The 15,650-nt window shown below is 70.1% G+C and carries 14 protein-coding genes and 1 pseudogene; 2 read left to right on the forward strand and 13 right to left on the reverse strand.

Translation table 11 applies throughout. The features are described from left to right. Positions 1-220: 220 nt before the first annotated feature. From ACFVJQ_RS23170 to ACFVJQ_RS23180, 3 genes and pseudogenes are all read right to left on the reverse strand, one after another. The gene (locus ACFVJQ_RS23170) at positions 221-661 is read right to left on the reverse strand and encodes a transposase (protein WP_385786411.1); all 441 of its coding nucleotides are present in this window, start codon (positions 659-661) and stop codon (positions 221-223) included. A 166-nt stretch (positions 662-827) separates the two neighbouring features. Continuing rightward, positions 828-2,107, reverse strand: a pseudogene (locus ACFVJQ_RS23175) (IS701 family transposase). A 220-nt stretch (positions 2,108-2,327) separates the two neighbouring features. After that, entirely contained in the window at positions 2,328-3,584 is a 1,257-nt protein-coding gene (locus ACFVJQ_RS23180) for a fructosamine kinase family protein (protein WP_385508754.1), read from the reverse strand. Between the two features lie 147 nt (positions 3,585-3,731). On the opposite strand from ACFVJQ_RS23180, the gene ACFVJQ_RS23185 reads away from it, so the two are divergent. Together ACFVJQ_RS23185 and ACFVJQ_RS23190 are read left to right on the forward strand one after the other, a co-directional pair. Beyond that, positions 3,732-4,013, forward strand: coding sequence for a helix-turn-helix domain-containing protein (locus tag ACFVJQ_RS23185; RefSeq protein ID WP_385786373.1), 282 nt, complete (start codon positions 3,732-3,734; stop codon positions 4,011-4,013). A gap of 12 nt (positions 4,014-4,025) precedes the next feature. Further along, positions 4,026-4,373 carry a hypothetical protein gene (locus ACFVJQ_RS23190; protein ID WP_385786376.1) on the forward strand — a complete coding sequence of 116 codons (348 nt, stop codon included), beginning with the start codon at positions 4,026-4,028 and terminating at the stop codon, positions 4,371-4,373. Between the two features lie 135 nt (positions 4,374-4,508). On the opposite strand, the gene ACFVJQ_RS23195 is transcribed toward ACFVJQ_RS23190, so the two are convergent. The 10 genes from ACFVJQ_RS23195 to ACFVJQ_RS23240 form a co-directional block, all read right to left on the reverse strand. Then, on the reverse strand, positions 4,509-5,588 hold the full coding sequence (locus ACFVJQ_RS23195) for an endo-1,4-beta-xylanase (protein ID WP_385786379.1): 1,080 nt from the start codon (positions 5,586-5,588) through the stop codon (positions 4,509-4,511). Between the two features lie 64 nt (positions 5,589-5,652). After that, positions 5,653-7,875, reverse strand: a complete 2,223-nt coding sequence (locus ACFVJQ_RS23200; RefSeq protein ID WP_385786382.1) for a glycoside hydrolase family 3 N-terminal domain-containing protein — start codon at positions 7,873-7,875, stop codon at positions 5,653-5,655. Between the two features lie 47 nt (positions 7,876-7,922). Then, positions 7,923-8,759, reverse strand: a complete 837-nt coding sequence (locus tag ACFVJQ_RS23205) for a carbohydrate ABC transporter permease (protein WP_385786385.1) — start codon at positions 8,757-8,759, stop codon at positions 7,923-7,925. Continuing rightward, positions 8,756-9,745, reverse strand: a complete 990-nt coding sequence (locus tag ACFVJQ_RS23210) for a carbohydrate ABC transporter permease (protein WP_385786387.1) — start codon at positions 9,743-9,745, stop codon at positions 8,756-8,758. The genes ACFVJQ_RS23205 and ACFVJQ_RS23210 overlap by 4 nt, the downstream gene beginning before the upstream one ends. 5 nt (positions 9,746-9,750) lie before the next feature. Next, positions 9,751-11,088, reverse strand: coding sequence for an extracellular solute-binding protein (locus ACFVJQ_RS23215; RefSeq protein WP_385786390.1), 1,338 nt, complete (start codon positions 11,086-11,088; stop codon positions 9,751-9,753). 125 nt (positions 11,089-11,213) lie between these two features. Then, a complete protein-coding gene (locus ACFVJQ_RS23220) occupies positions 11,214-12,275 on the reverse strand; it encodes a LacI family DNA-binding transcriptional regulator (protein ID WP_385508762.1) in 1,062 nt (353 codons plus the stop codon). Positions 12,276-12,470: 195 nt separating this feature from the next. Further along, on the reverse strand, positions 12,471-13,517 hold the full coding sequence (locus ACFVJQ_RS23225) for a hypothetical protein (protein ID WP_385786393.1): 1,047 nt from the start codon (positions 13,515-13,517) through the stop codon (positions 12,471-12,473). A gap of 30 nt (positions 13,518-13,547) precedes the next feature. Then, on the reverse strand, positions 13,548-14,051 hold the full coding sequence (locus ACFVJQ_RS23230) for a hypothetical protein (RefSeq protein WP_385786396.1): 504 nt from the start codon (positions 14,049-14,051) through the stop codon (positions 13,548-13,550). Next, positions 14,048-14,383, reverse strand: coding sequence for a helix-turn-helix domain-containing protein (locus ACFVJQ_RS23235; protein WP_385508765.1), 336 nt, complete (start codon positions 14,381-14,383; stop codon positions 14,048-14,050). Before ACFVJQ_RS23235 ends, ACFVJQ_RS23230 begins: the two co-directional genes overlap by 4 nt. After that, positions 14,383-15,279: a tyrosine-type recombinase/integrase gene (locus ACFVJQ_RS23240; RefSeq protein ID WP_385786399.1), complete on the reverse strand. Its 897-nt coding sequence runs from the start codon at positions 15,277-15,279 to the stop codon at positions 14,383-14,385. Before ACFVJQ_RS23240 ends, ACFVJQ_RS23235 begins: the two co-directional genes overlap by 1 nt. Between the last annotated feature and the right edge of the window lie 371 nt (positions 15,280-15,650).

Consider the following 15,650-nt stretch of genomic DNA (forward strand, 5'->3'; position numbering starts at 1 on the left):
GTGGGGGGTTTTGTTACCCGGGCTGGGGGGGGGGTGTTCCCGTTGGGGGGTTCGTTTGGGGGGGGGGGGGGGGGGGGGGGGGGGCGGCCCCCCCCCGCCCGGGTCACGCGACAACGTCAGCGCTCATACGGCGACGGAGCGCGGGGGCGGGCAACGCTCACCAGCCCGAGGGTCACCCCGTAACGCGGTGCCGCCGCCGGTGGCGCTTGCTACTGCGGTTTCAGGATGGGGTGGGTGGGTTCATAGCCAGGCCGGTGGCAGTGAGGCAGCCGTCGATCAGGTGTGGCAGGAGCTGGATCCTGCGTAACTCCCGGCGGAGCACACGGTCGAGGTGGTCGGGTGTGCCGAAGGCGGTGTTGGCCATAGCTCTGCGTACCAGTGACCAGAGGGCCTCGACGGGGTTCAGGTCGGGCGCATAGGGCGGGAGGCGGACGGTGGTGAGCCAGTCGTGCTCGGCCTCGTACCGTTTCAGCCCGGCCGCCAGATGGGTGTTGAGATTGTCCCGGACCACCACGATCGGGCCGCCGAGCTGGATGTGTGCGCGGACCAGCAGATCGCGGTAGTCCTGCCAGGAGAAGCTCTTGCGTGCGCCTTTGAAGAGGAGGTGGTTGCGGGGCCGGTGGATGAGACGGCTTTCCACGCCCGGTTTGTAGCAGCACAGGGCGGCGACCGAGGTCCTGCGGCGGGATCGGCCCGGGGGTTGACGCCGACCGGGCCGGCCTGCGCGCGCTGCGCATCCGCTACTCCAACCCCGAACAGGCCGAGGCCACGCACGACAACCCGGACCCACTGATGGACGCTCTAGTACTCCAGTGCGGTTTCGTGGCCTATCCAGCAGGTTCGTCGAGGGATCTCCTTTGGTGGTGGCTGCGTCGGGCAGTTGCCTGGTGGCGTCTGCGCCAGGTGGACCAGTGCAGCAGTCTGCCTGCGGTCACGGCCGGTGGGTTGAACACGGCGGTGAGCAGGTGGCGGATCTCCGGGACGGTCAAGGGGGCCGGGTCGCTGCTGTGGGTCGAGTGGCGCGGATCGGTGGGCCGGTCGGGGGCCGCGCTGGCGGCGACGGCGGTCAGGAAGGCCAGGGCGAGCATGGCGAGGGTGATGTGCCGGTGCCATGAGGTCCAGTGCCGGACTTGGTAGTGGTCGAGGCCGACGTGGCTTTTGGCGGCCGGGAAGCACTCCTCGATGCTCCAGCGGGTGCCGGCCACGCGGACCAGTTCGGCCAGCGTCACCGTGGTGGGTGACCAGCACAGGTAGAAGGCGAGCTCGCCGGTGGTCAGGTTGCGGCGGATCAGCAGGTGACGGTGGCTGTCGCTGCCGATGTGAACCCAGGCCCAGCCGTAGTAGCACGGGCCCTTCGCCCCGTTGCCGGCGCTGTGCCGTTGCCAGGCCGTGGCGGACGGCCGGCGACGGTGTCCGCGCGGACAAGGGTGCGGCCCTGGTTGATCCGCACCCGGGTGGAGCAGGCGACGGCCAGCACATAGCCGATGCCGCGTGCTTCCAGGACAGGCCGTAGGTGAGGGTCCTGGCCGTAAGCTTCGCCACCGGTCACCCAGGAAGCGGTGATGCCGGCGTCCAGCGTGGCGGCGATCATCTCCCCGGCCAGACGAGGCTTGGTCGCGAGCTGCACCTTCTCGGGTATTCGGGCCTCGCGGCGGCGCTCGGGGTCGGTGCACCAGGAATGCTCGGGCAGGTAGAGCCGACGGTCGATCAACGCACGCCCCCGGTCGGTGGCCAGGGCGAGGAAGACGCCGACCTGGGAGTTTTCGATGCGTCCCGCGGTGCCGGTGTACTGCCGCTGCACTCCCGCCGAGGCGGTGCCTTTCTTCACGAAGCCGGTCTCGTCCACGATCAGCACCGCGCCGTCGGTGCCGAGGTGGTCGGCGGCGTAGGCGCGCAGGTCGTCACGGACGGCATCGGCGTCCCAGCGGGCGTAGCGCAGCAGGCGCTGCATCGGCCCGGGCCGGGCGTGACCGGCCTGCTCGGCCATCTGCCGGCAGTTCTTGTGCTCGACACTCGACAGCAGCCCGAGCAGATAGGCGCGGGCGGTGGCCCGTGGCTCAACCCGCCCGAACCGTCCCGCGATTCGGGCCATGGCCTGGTCGAACATCGCCCGCCGGCGGGCAGGGTCTACGCTATGGCCTGCGGCCACCGCACGATCTTCAGGAGTCCACACAACCCCCGATGATCACGCGGTGGCCGTACCCGTTCTCAGCCGGGCCCACCACAAGATCGCGAAGTGAGACTGGAGTACTAAGTGGTCGGCTCCGTAAGTCCTTCGGGGGTTGACTCCGGAGTCGGTGTCGTGTCTGGCGTCTACTCAGCTGCGCTCAGGGTCGCTGCCGGAACGGGGCGAGCGTGGCGCGCACGAGATCGGCGGCGCCCCAGTCGGGATCGAACTGGGCGATCACGGCCAGGTGCTGGCGTAGCTGGAGGATCGGCATGCGTTCGCGCCAGTCGCGGTCGAGCCCGGTCAGCTCGGCGTACAGCTTGAAGAACACGTGCGCCTCGGGCGGCGGCGCCGTCGTCCACAAGTGGGCCAGGTCGACCTCGGCCCACGTGTACGACACGGCCGGGTCGATCAGCGCGGGCCGCCCGTCGGGGGTGGCCATGACGTTCAGCGCCCACAGGTCGCCGTGCGTCAGGCACGCGGGCCTGACCGGCAGCAGCTCGGGCAGCCGGTCGCACAGCCGCTCCAGCGCCGCCCGGTCCGCGGCATCGAGCGCCTCGTGGACGCGCCGCTCGCCGAGCCAGCGCAGCAGACGGTGCTGGGCGAAGAACTCGAACCCGTCGTCATCCCAGGTGTTGACCTGCCGACGACGGCCCAGCCAGTTGTCCCGGTGCCACCCGAATCGGGGGTACCGCGTGGTGGTGTGCAGGTGGGCGAGCGCATGCGCGAGCTGCTCCCAGAAGGTCTCGGTGCCCGGCCGGGGCTGCAGCACGGACAGCACGAGCAAGTCGCGGTCCGCGAGGATGATCTCGGGCGTGGCGAGGCCGCCCGCCTCGCGCAGCACGGTGAGCCCTTCGGCCTCCGCGGCGAAGGTGTCGTCCGACGGCGGCTCGCCGAACGCCTTGACGAACACCGACGTGCCGTCACCGCGGCGCGCGAGCCCTGCGGTCGCGGCGAGGCCTCCAGTGGCTGGCTCGGCCGCGACGACGTCGGTCAGGCCGGCCGCATGCAGGCGTTCGAGCAGGAAGGACATCGCGCCTGTCACGGGTGTGCTCCTGTCGCCGTAGTCGAGATCAACGATGGCGGATCCGGGCTCAGATGCCGGGGCGGTGAAGTAGAGGCCGCAGGCACAGTCCAGGGCTTCTTCGGGAGTGCCGACGAAGCTGCCGGTGGGCAGGATGGTGTCTTCGTACTTGTCGGTGCCGGCGAGGTAGAGGGCGAAGCCCCAGGTGCTGGCGGAGCCGCCAAAGCGCAGACGCATGAGTTTTGACTCGCCGTCGGCAAGTTCGCCGTCGACGTAGGCGAACTGACCGCGGTAGCGGACGTCCAGGCCGGCGAGCTTGGGCCAGGCGGTACGGGCTCGCGCGGTCAGCTTCTGGGCGAGGGAGGCCTTGGTCGACTCCGGCACGGTGGGCACGGGTCATCCTGCCTGGTCTCCGGCGTCAGTGGTGCGGCAGGCTCCAGCCGGTAAGATCCACTTCTGCTGATCGGCCTGCCGGCCTTGCCCCTTGCCGCCGCCTGCCCGATATCGCTGACCGCCTCGCAGAGGCACCGGCTGAGAAAGATGGCCTACGGCCGAAAGACTCCCCACCAGAGCCGGACGCGGGCGCATGTTGTGCTCCACGCGGCACGGGGCCGCTCCAACGCGCGCATCGCCCGCGAGACGGGTCTGCACGTGGACACCGTGCGGACCTGGCGGGGCCGGTTCGCCGAAGAGGGTATGTCCGGGCTGGCCGACCGCCCGCGCCTCGGTCGACCGTCCTCGTTCACCGCGCTGCAGGCCGCCCTGGTCAAGGCGCTGGCCTGCCAACTGCCCGCCGAGACCGGCGCCCCGCTGGCGCGCTGATCGTGACCGGAGTTGGCCCGCGAGGCCATGCAGCGGGGCATCGCCCCGGCCGTGTCGGCCTCCACCGTGCGCCGCCGGCTGGACCAGGACGCGCTCAAGCCCTGGCAGTACCGCTCCTGGATCTTCATCACCGACCCCGACTTCCGCGCCAAGGCCGAGCGTGTGCTGGGCCTGTACGCGCGCACCTGGCGGGGGCGGCCGCTCGGCGCGGACGAGTACGTCATCAGCGCGGACGAGAAGACCTCCATCCAGGCCCGATGCCGCTGCCACCCCACGCTCGCCCCCGGGCAGGCCCGGGCGATGCGGGTGAACCACACCCACGGCCGCGGCGGCGCCCTGCCACGCACCTGGCACGCGTGATCCGCGCCGAGACCGGTCTCACGGTCGTGTCGTACCTCCGGCGGCGACGCCTACAGGAGTCCGACAGACATGCCGCCGCGAATCGGCGCGGGCCCGTGTGACGTTCGGGCGGGCCGGGCGAAGCAGCCCTGACGCCTACGACCCGGCCGCCGTGAGCGCGTTGCGGATCGCGTCGTAGGCGGGCTTGTGCCTCAGGTTCTCGTCCCAGGGCAGGGCCGCTCCCTCACCGGGAAAGACCGCGGGGATCCACGAGTGCCGGTCCGTGTAGCCCCACAGTGTGATGCCCACACAGCGCCGTACAGCCAGGCAAGCATCGGTCACCTGCCCGTACCAGTCGGCCTGTTCGGCGAGCCTGGTCTCGTCGGTGGGCAGGATCATGCGGATGTCGAGTTCGGTGATGGCGACGTCGACGCCGAGGTCGGCGAAGCGCTGCAGGTTCTCCTTCAGGCCGCCGGGAAACCCGTACTGCAGGGCGAGATGGCCCTGCAGGCCGAACCCGTCGATCGGGACCCGGTCCGTCTTGAGCCGCTTGATCAGGGTGTAGTACGCATCAGACTTCGGGCCGAGGGCCTCGACGTTGTAGTCGTTGAGGTACAGCTTGACCTTGGGGTCGGCGGCGCGAGCCCAGCGCAGGGCGTCGGCGATGTAGCCGGGGCCGAGGGTCTTGTAGAAGATGTTCTCGCGGTAGGTGCCGTCCTCGTTCATGATCTCGTTGGCGACGTCCCACGCGAAGACCTTGCCCTTGTAGTGCTTCACCACCTTCGTGATGTGGTTCTTCAGGATGGAGCGCAGTTCGTCGGCGGTCCAGGTGCCGGAGGTGAGCCAGTCCGGGAGCTGGGAGTGCCACAGCAGAGTGTGCCCGCGGACCTTCAGGCCGTTCGCGCGGGCGTAGTTCACGATCTCGTCGCCCGCGGTGAAGTCGAAGACACCGCGCTGGGGTTCCGTGGCGTACCACTTCATGCCGTTGCCCGGGGTCGTCTGGCCGAACTCGGTGCCGAGCAGGTCGGCGAACTCGGTGTCGGCGAGCTCCGGGTTGTCGACGGCGGCGCCGAAGTAGCGACCGGACTCGCGGGCCAGTTCGTGCAGCGTCTTCGTCGCCTTCGCGCCGTCGGTGCCGGCCTGGGCGGTGGGCGCTCCGGCGAGGCCGAGCAGCAGGGCCGCGGACGCGGCGAGCGCGGCGGATCCGACGCGGAAACGGCGTGCGGGTGTGCGCATGGTGCATCTCCTCAACTGTGTAACGGGACGGTGCAGTTGCTGTGCGCGGAGCTGGTCTGTGGGGTCACTTCACACGAAGCTCGCAGCGCATCCGCCGCTCGTGCCCTACCTCGCGTACGGGGCCGGTAAGGGTTAGTGGCACTGTGTGGTGGACGTGTTCACTGGATGCCGCAACGCGCAGTTCCAGGGCGCCCGGTTCGACGACGCGGCGGCCGTCGGCGCCGGTGTACGCGGCGAGGTCGGCCGGGAACGTGGCGTGGACCTCGGCGGACGCGCCGGCCTCGAGCGTGACGCGGACGTAGCCGACGAGCCGGATCTCGGGGCGGGCGACGGTGCCGACGGGGTCGTGGAGGTAGAGCTGGACGACCTCGGTGCCGGGCCGCTCGCCGGTGTTGCGGACGGTGAGCCGCAGCGTGGTCTCGCCGTCGGTGGGCAGTTCGGGGGCGTCGCACTGGGGGGTGTCCCAGGCGAACGTCGTGTAGGACAGGCCGTGCCCGAAGGGGTAGAGGGGCGTCGGGTCCACGGTGCTGGGGAAGCCGTGCCGGCCGAGCGGCGGGGCGAGGTAGGGCGCGGGCTGGCCGCCAGGGGTGCGCGGCACGCCGAGCGGCAGCCGTCCGGACGGCTCCACACGCCCGGACAGGACGCCGGCGACAGCGCCGCCGCCTTCCTGCCCGGGGAAGAACGCCTGGACCACGGCGACTGCCCGGTCGGCCCAGCGGCCGAGCGCGTAGGGCCTTCCGCTGAGTACGACGATGACGACCGGCACGCCGGAGGCCAGCGCCTCGTCCAACACCTCTCCCTGTCCGTAGGGCAGTCGCAAGTCCTCCGCGTCGCATCCCTCGCCCGACGAGCCGCGCCCGAACAGACCCGACCGGTCCCCGACCACTGCCAGGCAGACCTCGGCCGCCGCCGGATCGTCGACGAACACGGCGCCCGGCAGCTCGGCGCGCAGCGCCTCGGCGAGCGTCGGCACCTCGACCCCGGTCGGCAGTTCGGGATGGTGCACGCCCACGTGCCGGGGAAACGTGTAGCAGCCCAGCATCGAGGCCTGCTCGTCGGCGAGCGGACCGAGCAGCGCGATGCGCAGGCCGTCGCGCAGCGGCAGCACGCCGGAGTCGTTGGCCAGCAGGACGACCGACTCCTCGGCGACCTTCTGTGCCAGATCCCGCATGTGCGGGGGGTTGAAGTCGACGGGCGCGCCGCCCGTGACGGGCTCCCAGTCGGGGTCGAGCAGCCCCAGTTCGCACTTCTGTGTGAGGACGCGCAGCGCGGCCCGGTCGAGCAGGTCCTCTGGGAGCGGGTCCGCAGGGCTGAAGCAGCGGGCCGCCGGCAGTTCCACGTCGACCCCTGCCGCGAGAGCGATCCGTGCGCACTGGTCCTCTCCGTCGGCGAGCCGGTGCGCTTCCTCAAGGAGTGAGACGCCGTAGTAGTCCGAGACCACGGTGCCGGTGAAGCCCCACTGTTCGCGCAGGAGCCGGGTGAGCAGCTGGGGGTGGGCGTGGGCGGGAAGGCCGTCGATGTCGTTGTAGGCGGGCATCACGGATCGGGCGCCGCCGTCGCGCACCGCCATCTCGAACGGCGGCAGGATCACGTCGGCGAGTTCGCGCGGGCCGAGCGAGGCGGGCGCGTGGTTACGGGCGGCGCGCGAGGCCGAGTACCCGGCGAAGTGCTTGAGCGTGGCGACGATCCCGGCGGTCTCGAGGCCCCGCACGTAGGCGGTGCCGATGGTGCCGACGAGGTACGGGTCCTCGCCGATGCACTCCTCGGTGCGGCCCCACCGCGGATCCCGTACGACGTCCAGGACCGGGGCGAGGCCCTGGTGAACGCCGACGGCGCGCATCGACGTACCGATCGCCCGGGCCATCTCGGTGATCAGCTCGGGGTCGAAGGTGGCGCCCCAGGCGAGCGGCGTGGGGAAGACGGTGGCCTGCCAGGCGGTGAACCCGGTCAGGCACTCGTCGTGGGCGATCGCGGGCAGCGCGAACCGGTTGCCGTCGCGGATCTGGCGTTGCAGTCCGGCGAGGCGGGCGGCGCCCTCGGCGGGGTCGACGGGAACGGTGCCGAAGGGCCGGGTGAGCTGGCCCAGGCCGTAGGGAAGAAGCGCGTCGAGGGCGGCGCTGCGGGCCGCGTAGGTGTGCTGGCCCGGTGCGACGTCGGTCCCCTCGGTGTCGGCACCGATCCAGACGCTGGACAGCTGGGCGGTCTTCTCCTCGGTGGTCATCCGGGCGAGCAGGTCCGCCGCCCGGACGTGGGCGGGCAGGGTGGTGTCCTGCCATGGCTCGACCATGGAACTCCTTAAGGGTGGTGCTGGTAAGGGGGTGGCCTGCGCGGGACTCAGCCCTTGGTGGCGCCCATCGTGATGCCGCCGATCAACTGCCGTTCGGCGACGGCGTAGAAGGCGAGGGCCGGCACCATGGCGAGGACGAGATAGGCGAAGACGCGGGCGATGTCGGTGGCGTACTGGCCCTGGAACTGCTGGACGCCGATGGGGATCGTCCACCAGGTCTGGTCACTGAACACCAGCAGCGGAAGAAGGAAGTTGTTCCAGCTTCCGACGATGGCGAGGATCGACACGGTGCCGAGGGCGGGCCGCGCCATGGGCAGCAGGATCCGCCAGAAGAAGCCGAACGCCGAGCAGCCGTCGAGGGTGGCCGCCTCCTCCAGCTCTCCGGGGATCTCCCGGAAGAAGCCGCGCAGGATGACGATGGTCATGGGCAGGCCGAACGCCGCCTGCGGCAGGATCACGCCCCATGGGTTGTCGAGCAGCCCGAAGGTGCGCAACAGGACGAACAGCGGCAGGATCGCCACGGCGAACGGGAACATCAGCCCCGCCGTGAACAGGGTGAAGAGCAACTCCCGGCCCCGGAAGGCGAATCGGGCCAGCGCGAAGGCGGCGAGGGCCGCGGTGCCCACGGTCAGTACGGCCGTGCCGACCGCGATCAGCGTGGACGAGCCCAGCATGCGCCAGAACGATCCGGAGGCGAGCACATCGGTGTAGTTGGACGCCACCCACGGCGAGGGCAGGCCGAAGGTGTTGCGGGAGAGCTGATCGGTGGACTTGAACCCGGACACGAACGCGTACAGCAGCGGCGTGACCATGACGACGCCGACCAGCCACACGATCGCGTACAGCGGTGCGGAGCGCAGCCTTCTGCGCGTGCCCGCGCTCATCGGGAGGCTCGCATGGTGGTGAGGGCTCCTTCGGTGTCGCGACGCAGCACGGAGCGCTGGTAGATGAGGGCGAAGACGAGGCTGATGAGGAACATGCCGATGCTGATCGCGCTGGCGTAGCCGATCTCGAAGCGCTTGAAGCCGTACTGGAACATGGTCACGGCCATGGTCTCGGAGTGGTGGTCGGGGCCGCCCTGCGTGACCACCCACACCAGGTCGAAGAGCTGGATGGCGCCGATCACGGAGAGGAACACGCTGATGCGGATCGTCGGTCCCAGCAGCGGCAGGGTGATGTGGCGGAAGCGCTGCCAAGGGCCCGCGCCGTCGATGCGGGCCGCCTCGTGCAGTTCGGCGGGAATGCCCTGCAGTCCGGCCAGGTACAGCATCATGTGGAAGCCGAAGTACTTCCACGTCATGACGAGGAACAGGGTCGGCAGTACGTGGTCCTGGTCGGCGAACCACAATCCGCCCAGGCCGTCGAGGCCGACCGAGCCGAGCACGTTGTCGGCGAGCCCGTCCTCCGGCGCGAAGATCATCGAGAACAGGACGCCGGTGATGACCTCGGACAGGACGTACGGGGCGAAGAACAAGGTCCGGTACAGGGCCCGGCCGCGCAGCTTCTGGTTGAGCAGCACGGCCATGCCGAGCGCGAACGGCAGCTGCACGCCCACCGAGAACAGCACGAGCAGCAGCCCGCGCCACAGGTCGCCCAGGAAGACCGGATCACGCAGGAGCCGGCTGTAGTTGTCGAGACCCACGTAGTCCGAAGGGGAGCCGAAGCCGCCCCAGTTGAACAGGCTGACGTACAGGGCGTACAGGATCGGGGCGAGCACCAGCACGCCGAACAGGAGCAGGGCGGGCAGGGTGAAGCTGAAGGCGGTCAGCCAGTCGACGATCCGCCGGGCCCGCGACCGGCCCGCCCCGGCGTCCGGCTGCTTCGGTGGAGCGGGGGCGGTCGCGGGGTCCTTCACGTACGTGGAAGCCATGGCGGTCACTGGCTCTTCGCGACCTGGGTGACCGAACGGGCCACCTGCTCGGGCGACTTGGATCCGGCGATCAGGGCGGCCACCGAGTCGTTGATCTCCTGGCCGACGGCGGGCGGGTACGCCTGGTCGAGGTAGAGCTGGAAGCCGGTCGCCTCGCCGAGGGCGTCGGAGACGAGCTTGAGGTTGGGATCGGTCAGGGCGCTCGTGGCGTCCTCGACGACGGGCATCATCGAGCCCTTCGACACAAGAATGCGGTCGGACTCGGCCGACATGAAGAACTTCAGGAAGTCCACGGCGGCCTTGGGCGCGCCCTTGCGCACCGCGTAGCCGCCGCCTCCGCCGAACACGTCGGTCTGCGCGCCCTTGCCTCCGGCGACGGCGGGGAACGGGAAGAACCCGAGGTCCTTGCCGATGCCCTTGCCCGCGTCGGCCTGGACGACGGGCGCCCACTGGCCCATCAGCTCCATCGCCGCCTTGCCGTTGCCCATCGCGGCCGCCTCGCCGGTGGGCGTGGAGTACGCGGCGCCGAGGAAGCCCTTCTGGAACGGCTGGAGCGCGACGAGTTCCTTGAGGTGCTCGCCCGCCTTGACGAAGTCGTCGCCGGTGAAGTCCTTGGCGTCGGCGGCCGCCTGCATGCCGTCGATCCCGGCGATCCGCATGGCCAGGTACGCCCAGTAGTACATGCCGGGCCACTTCTCCTTGCCCGCGAGGGCGATGGGGGTGATTCCGGCGCTCTTCAGCTTCTTGACCGTGTCGAGGTAGTCGGCCCAGGTGGCGGGCGGTGCCTGGATCCCGGCCTCGGCGAACAGGGCCTTGTTGTACCAGAACCCGACGGCGCCGATGTCGAAGGGCACGGCGTACGTCTTCCCGTCGAATTGGTACGCCTTGACCGACGCCGGCACGAGGGTGTCGGTCACGGAGCTGATGGAGGACGTGAGGTCCTCCACCAGGCCTGCGTCGATCTGCTGCTTGAGAACGCCACCGCCCCACGTGTGGTAGATGTCCGGCAGCTTTCCGGAACTGGTCAGCGCCGTCATCTTCGACTTGTAGGCATCGTTCTCCATCGTCACGAGCTTGATGCGCACATCGGGGTGCGCGGCCTCGAACGCCTTCGCCCGCTCGGGCCAGACACTCTTCGACGGCTCCGTGGTCTGGATGTTCCACCATTCCACGACGGTCCGGCCCTGGCTGTCGGTGTTGGAGGACCCCGAGTCCGAACAGGCGGACAGGCCGGCCGCCCCCAGGCCCACCGCCGAGGCGGTCCCCAGGAACTGGCGGCGGGAGAAGGAGGAGGAGGACGAGGCGCCGAATACGGAAGTGACGGCTCGAGCGGAGGCTGACATGGCACACCTTCCGGAAAATTTCCGATAACTATGCGGAGATGGCCATGGAAGTTACGGGCATGCAAGGGGGGTGTCAACGGCCTTGACAAAAAAGGCCGTCGACACCCCCGGAGCGTTATCTTCCGTTATGCGCGGCGTGGCGGTGCGGTGCTCGCGCGGACCACCAGCTCGGTCGCCAGCTCCACTCGCGGCGAGGCCGGCTCGACGCCACGCGCGAGGTCGAGGAGCATCCTGGCGGCCAACTTGCCCATGTCGGAGAGGGGTTGGCGAACCGTCGTCAGCGGAGGCGCGCACCAGCGCACCTCGGGCAGGTCGTCGAAGCCGACGATGCTCATGTCCTCCGGCACCCGAAGCCCGCGCCGCCGCAGCGCCTCGATCGCTCCGAGCGCCATCTGGTCGCTCGCCGCGAAGATCGCGGTCGGCGGTTCGTCGAGGTCCAAGAGCTGTCCCGCGCCGGTGAATCCGGACTCGTGGTAGAAGTCACCGGGCACGGTCAGGGCGTTGTCGACCGCCACTCCGGCCACGTCGAGCGCCGCGCGGTAGCCGTCGAGCCGGGCGCGCGAGCACAGCAGCCTGGGCGGTCCCTCGATGAACCCGATCCTGCGGTGTCCGAGCTGGAGCAGATGCTCGGTCGCGGCCATCCCGCCCGTCCAGTTGGTGGCGCCCACGGTCGGCGCCTCGGTGACCGGCGAACCGGCCGGGTCGATCACCACCAACGGCACACCCAGTCGGCGCAGTTCGTCGTGGATCCCCGGCTCGAGCACCGAGGTCACGAGGATCACGCCGTCGGACGGGCGGGCCCGCAGATTGGTCATCCACTGCCGCGCGGACCCCGCCCGGTCGTGGATGGCGGAGAGCACCGTGCCCACACCGGCCTCGTGCGCGACCTCCTCGACGCCCCGGATGATCTCGACGGCCCAGGGGCTGTCCAGATCGTTGAAGACGAGGTCGAGCAGGACCGCCCGGGTGCCGGACGCGGCCGGGCGGCGACGGTAGCCGTGCCGGTGCAGCAGGTCCTCGACCCGGGCACGGGTGGCGGGCGAAACGTCCGAGCGCCCGTTGACGACCCGTGAGACGGTCGGCACGGACACCCCGGCCTCCCGCGCGATCTCGGTGATCGTCACCTTCGGCGCCCCCTCCGGGCTCCGCGTGCCTGTCTTGCGCTGAGCGCCTTCCCCGGCCACCATCCCCACCTCCCTGGCTGTACGCCCGGAAAAGCTCCGGGCACCTTCCGGAAACCGTAGGACATGCCGTCGGCCGCCCGCCGGTCGCCCCGCGCTTCCGTCCGACCCCTCGAACGGATGGTGCACTTCGTCACGCTGCGTGAGCGTTCAATGTTACTGACCACGACCGGAGCGCGGCTCCTGCGTCGACCGTCTCGCTCACGATGCCGCGTGGTGGACCTCGCCGTGGCCACCTTCGGTGAGGACGGGGTCTGATATCGGTAGGAGTCTGTGATCGAGTGGTCGGTGTTCCAGTAGCTGACGGCCTGTGAGGTCACCGAGTGTGGTCACCGGGGGCGTACTTCTTCCAGGTGCCTCCGGCTTGGGCGGCGACGGCCTCGGTGTGGACGGTGTGGTAACCGAGCATCTCTGCGACGACCGACGGCGGAGCCTGTAGGACGAGTTGCCGCAGGTGGCGGTCCGGCCGTGGAGGGTGGGGATCCCTGCGGCAGTGAGCCGTCTGCCGAGGGTGGCGGGGTCCATTGGCTGTCCGGCCCGGCGTCCGGGAAAGAGCCAGTCGCTGGCGGGAAGAGTGCCGCCTGGCCGGTTCGGGCGTCCGTCACGTATGTAGCCGAGTAGTAGCTCGGTGAAAGGCTCGGGAACTGGTGTGGGCGGGTCACCGAGGAGGAGCGCGACCTGGTCGCCGACGTGCTGGACGTCGTGAACGGTGAGTCGGACGAGCCGACGGATGGGCTGGGCATAGAGGAGGATCAGGGCAGCCGCGATCCGTTCCATGAGCGGGAGATCGTCGCTGGTCATGATCTTGCGAATCAGGGCGATGCGGTGGTGCTGGCTGATCGGGGTCGGGTTCTCCGTGCGGATCGTGGGGACCTTCAACCGGGGCATGACCTGGTGGCCCATGCTCCAGCGCAGGAACGCTTGGACGACGCGGCGGGCGGTGGCGTCCTGAGCGAACCAGGCGTCGAGGTCGGCCTGGGTGCACTCGCCGACGGTGCGGTCCCGTTCGGCGAGCCAGGTGAGGAAGGCGGCTGCCTGGATGAGCTGGGTGCGGGCGGATCTGACGGCTCCGGGGCCGAGGGGCCGCTTGACCGCGGTGGCCCGGAGCTTGTGCAGGAGATGCCAGGTGGCGAAGCGGTTCAGGAGCTGACGGTGTTCGACGTCCTCGATGGTGTCGAGCCATTCGGGCAGCCGGCGTTCGAACAGCAAGAGGTGCCGGTCGTGGTGCGGCAGGACGCCGGTGTGCATGAGCAGGTCACGGACGTGGGCGACCGACCGTCAGGGCGACAGCGTGCTCAATCCCTCGTGGGTGAGGGGCACTTCCCCGCAGGCGAGGACGCGCAGGATCTTCTGGACGTGCGGTTTGCCGACCCAGGTCAGCGTTGCCTTGGGACGGGGCACGGACCGGACCTCGTCGAAGAACGGCACGAGCTCGGGCCGGACGCGGCCGGCGCCGTCGTCCAGGAGCTCTTCCAACCGCTCGGCCAGAACACAGTTCCCGCATACTCCGCGCAGGTAGCGGCGTGCCTCCCGGCCGCAGCGTTCGCAGTGGAACTCACCCAGGCCGCCCGCGCAGTCGGTGCACCACCGGCCGCCGTCTGGTGCGATGCCAGGGGTGAGCCGGTCGGCGCCGCAGCCGACGCACGGCCCGTAGGTCTCCAGCGCGTGGTCGTAGCAGGCGGCGCAAAGGTAGCCCTCGGGCCAGTGGGCGGCTCCAAGCCGGACGGCCCGGTGACAGCGCGCGCAGAACAGGTCCTCGGGCCGGAGCCGGGTGCGGCTCATTTCTCCGGGCGGACCCGGGCCCGCTTGGGACGGACCGTGGCCGCGAGGTCGACCACGTCGGCGCCGCCGGAGGCGGCGGTGCGGCGCGGGGCCGCATTCTCCGCCTTGGTGGCGATCAACTCGGCGGGAGTGACGTCGAGGATGTCGCAGAGGGCGGCGAGGACGGGCAGGGACAGCCGCTCGGGGATCTGGGTGACCAGCCGCCAGACCTGGACCGAGGACAGCTCGATGCCGCGGTCGGCCAGTAGCGGCGACAGGTCGGAGGCGACGAAGATGCCGCGCGTGGCCATCACCTCGCGCAGCCGCCACTGGTAGCTGACCTGGCGCTTCATCAGGCTCTCCTTGCCGGCCGCAGGGCGGCCTCCATCGTCGCGTCCAGCGCTCTGCGCAGGCTGCGGGTGGGGAAGTCGGAGGATACGCAGGTGTAGATCGCGGTCGTGGACGCGTAGTCGTGACCGACTTGCTCCTGGACGAACCGGGTATCCCAGCCGTCCTCGATCAGGTGGGTCACGTACGACCTTCGAAAGGAGTGGAAGTCCAGTCCCTCGTCCAGGCCGAGCGCGTCCCGGTAGGCAGCGAAGCGGGTGTTCATCTGGGAGAAGCCGATGCGGGCCGAGCGTTCCGAGGGCCACAGAGCCCCGGCGCCGGAAGTGGCGAACAGCGGTCGGACCTCCTCGTTCCACTGCTGGAGGATCTCCGCTGACCAGTCCCAGACCGTCAGCACGCTGCGGCGCTTCGGGGGCGAGCCCTTCTTCGCCTTGCCGTGGCGGATGTAGCAGACGCCGTAGTCGCCGAACTCCGGGCCCTCGGGGTTGCGGCCGAAGTCGACCGTATCCAGCATCCGGGTCTCGTTGCGGCGCAGACCGAAGGCGTACGCGGTCTTGAAGAGCACCGCGTCACGGAACGCGGGCAGCCAGCCCTTGCGGCCCCGGCCGCGAACCTTCGTGACCTGGTCGTCGGCGTAGTCGAAGAACGCCTGCAACTCGTCCTGGGTGAAGGGCCTCTTCGCTGCGTCGGCTTCGGCATCCTCCATGTGCACCGCGGCGTTCCACTCGTGCACGACCTGTATGGGGTGGGTGCCGAAACGCTCTTCGCAGGTCGCCGCCCAACCGTAGGCGGGGTCGATGACGAACTCGCAGAACGAGTGCACGGCACCTTGATAGTTGCGCAGCGTGGAGCGCTTCAGCCCACGGACCGCCCGCAGATCGCCCATCCACTCGTCGAGCATCTGTGGCGACCAGATCCACGGGAAAGTGTCGGCGTGCCGAGCGAATGCCCGCCGCACTCAGCACACGGCCACCCGCATCGGACAATGGCGCACCTGGTACGAGCAAGACCACCTGTCGCTCCAGGACATCGCGGACCGCGAAGGAACGAGCCTGGCCACGGTGCGCCTCGCGCTGCTCAAGTACGGCGTCCAACTCCATCCCGCCGGGTCCCAACCGGGCCGCCCGAGAAGGAGGTGCGTTCCACCAGCCGCGGGGGGGGGGCGGGGGGGGGGGGGGGGCCGCCCCCCCCCCGGCCCGCCCCCCCCCCCCCCCCGGCGGGGTTAAAAAAAAAACCAACCCCCCCACAGCGCCAGAAAAAGTAGTTGGGGAG

The sequence above is a fragment of the Streptomyces sp. NPDC127197 genome (genome assembly GCF_042672405.1).
Lineage (GTDB): Bacteria > Actinomycetota > Actinomycetes > Streptomycetales > Streptomycetaceae > Streptomyces > Streptomyces flavusporus.

Coding starts and splice junctions, on each gene's coding strand:
- ACFVJQ_RS23215 (WP_385786390.1), bottom strand. CDS start 11,088: ATGTCAGCCTCCGCTCGAGCCGTCACTTCCGTATTCGGCGCCTCGTCC.
- ACFVJQ_RS23230 (WP_385786396.1), bottom strand. CDS start 14,051: ATGAGCCGCACCCGGCTCCGGCCCGAGGACCTGTTCTGCGCGCGCTGT.
- ACFVJQ_RS23235 (WP_385508765.1), bottom strand. CDS start 14,383: ATGAAGCGCCAGGTCAGCTACCAGTGGCGGCTGCGCGAGGTGATGGCC.
- ACFVJQ_RS23210 (WP_385786387.1), bottom strand. CDS start 9,745: ATGGCTTCCACGTACGTGAAGGACCCCGCGACCGCCCCCGCTCCACCG.
- ACFVJQ_RS23225 (WP_385786393.1), bottom strand. CDS start 13,517: ATGCACACCGGCGTCCTGCCGCACCACGACCGGCACCTCTTGCTGTTC.
- ACFVJQ_RS23220 (WP_385508762.1), bottom strand. CDS start 12,275: ATGGTGGCCGGGGAAGGCGCTCAGCGCAAGACAGGCACGCGGAGCCCG.
- ACFVJQ_RS23195 (WP_385786379.1), bottom strand. CDS start 5,588: ATGCGCACACCCGCACGCCGTTTCCGCGTCGGATCCGCCGCGCTCGCC.
- ACFVJQ_RS23200 (WP_385786382.1), bottom strand. CDS start 7,875: ATGGTCGAGCCATGGCAGGACACCACCCTGCCCGCCCACGTCCGGGCG.
- ACFVJQ_RS23240 (WP_385786399.1), bottom strand. CDS start 15,279: ATGCTCGACGAGTGGATGGGCGATCTGCGGGCGGTCCGTGGGCTGAAG.
- ACFVJQ_RS23205 (WP_385786385.1), bottom strand. CDS start 8,759: ATGAGCGCGGGCACGCGCAGAAGGCTGCGCTCCGCACCGCTGTACGCG.
- ACFVJQ_RS23185 (WP_385786373.1), top strand. CDS start 3,732: ATGGCCTACGGCCGAAAGACTCCCCACCAGAGCCGGACGCGGGCGCAT.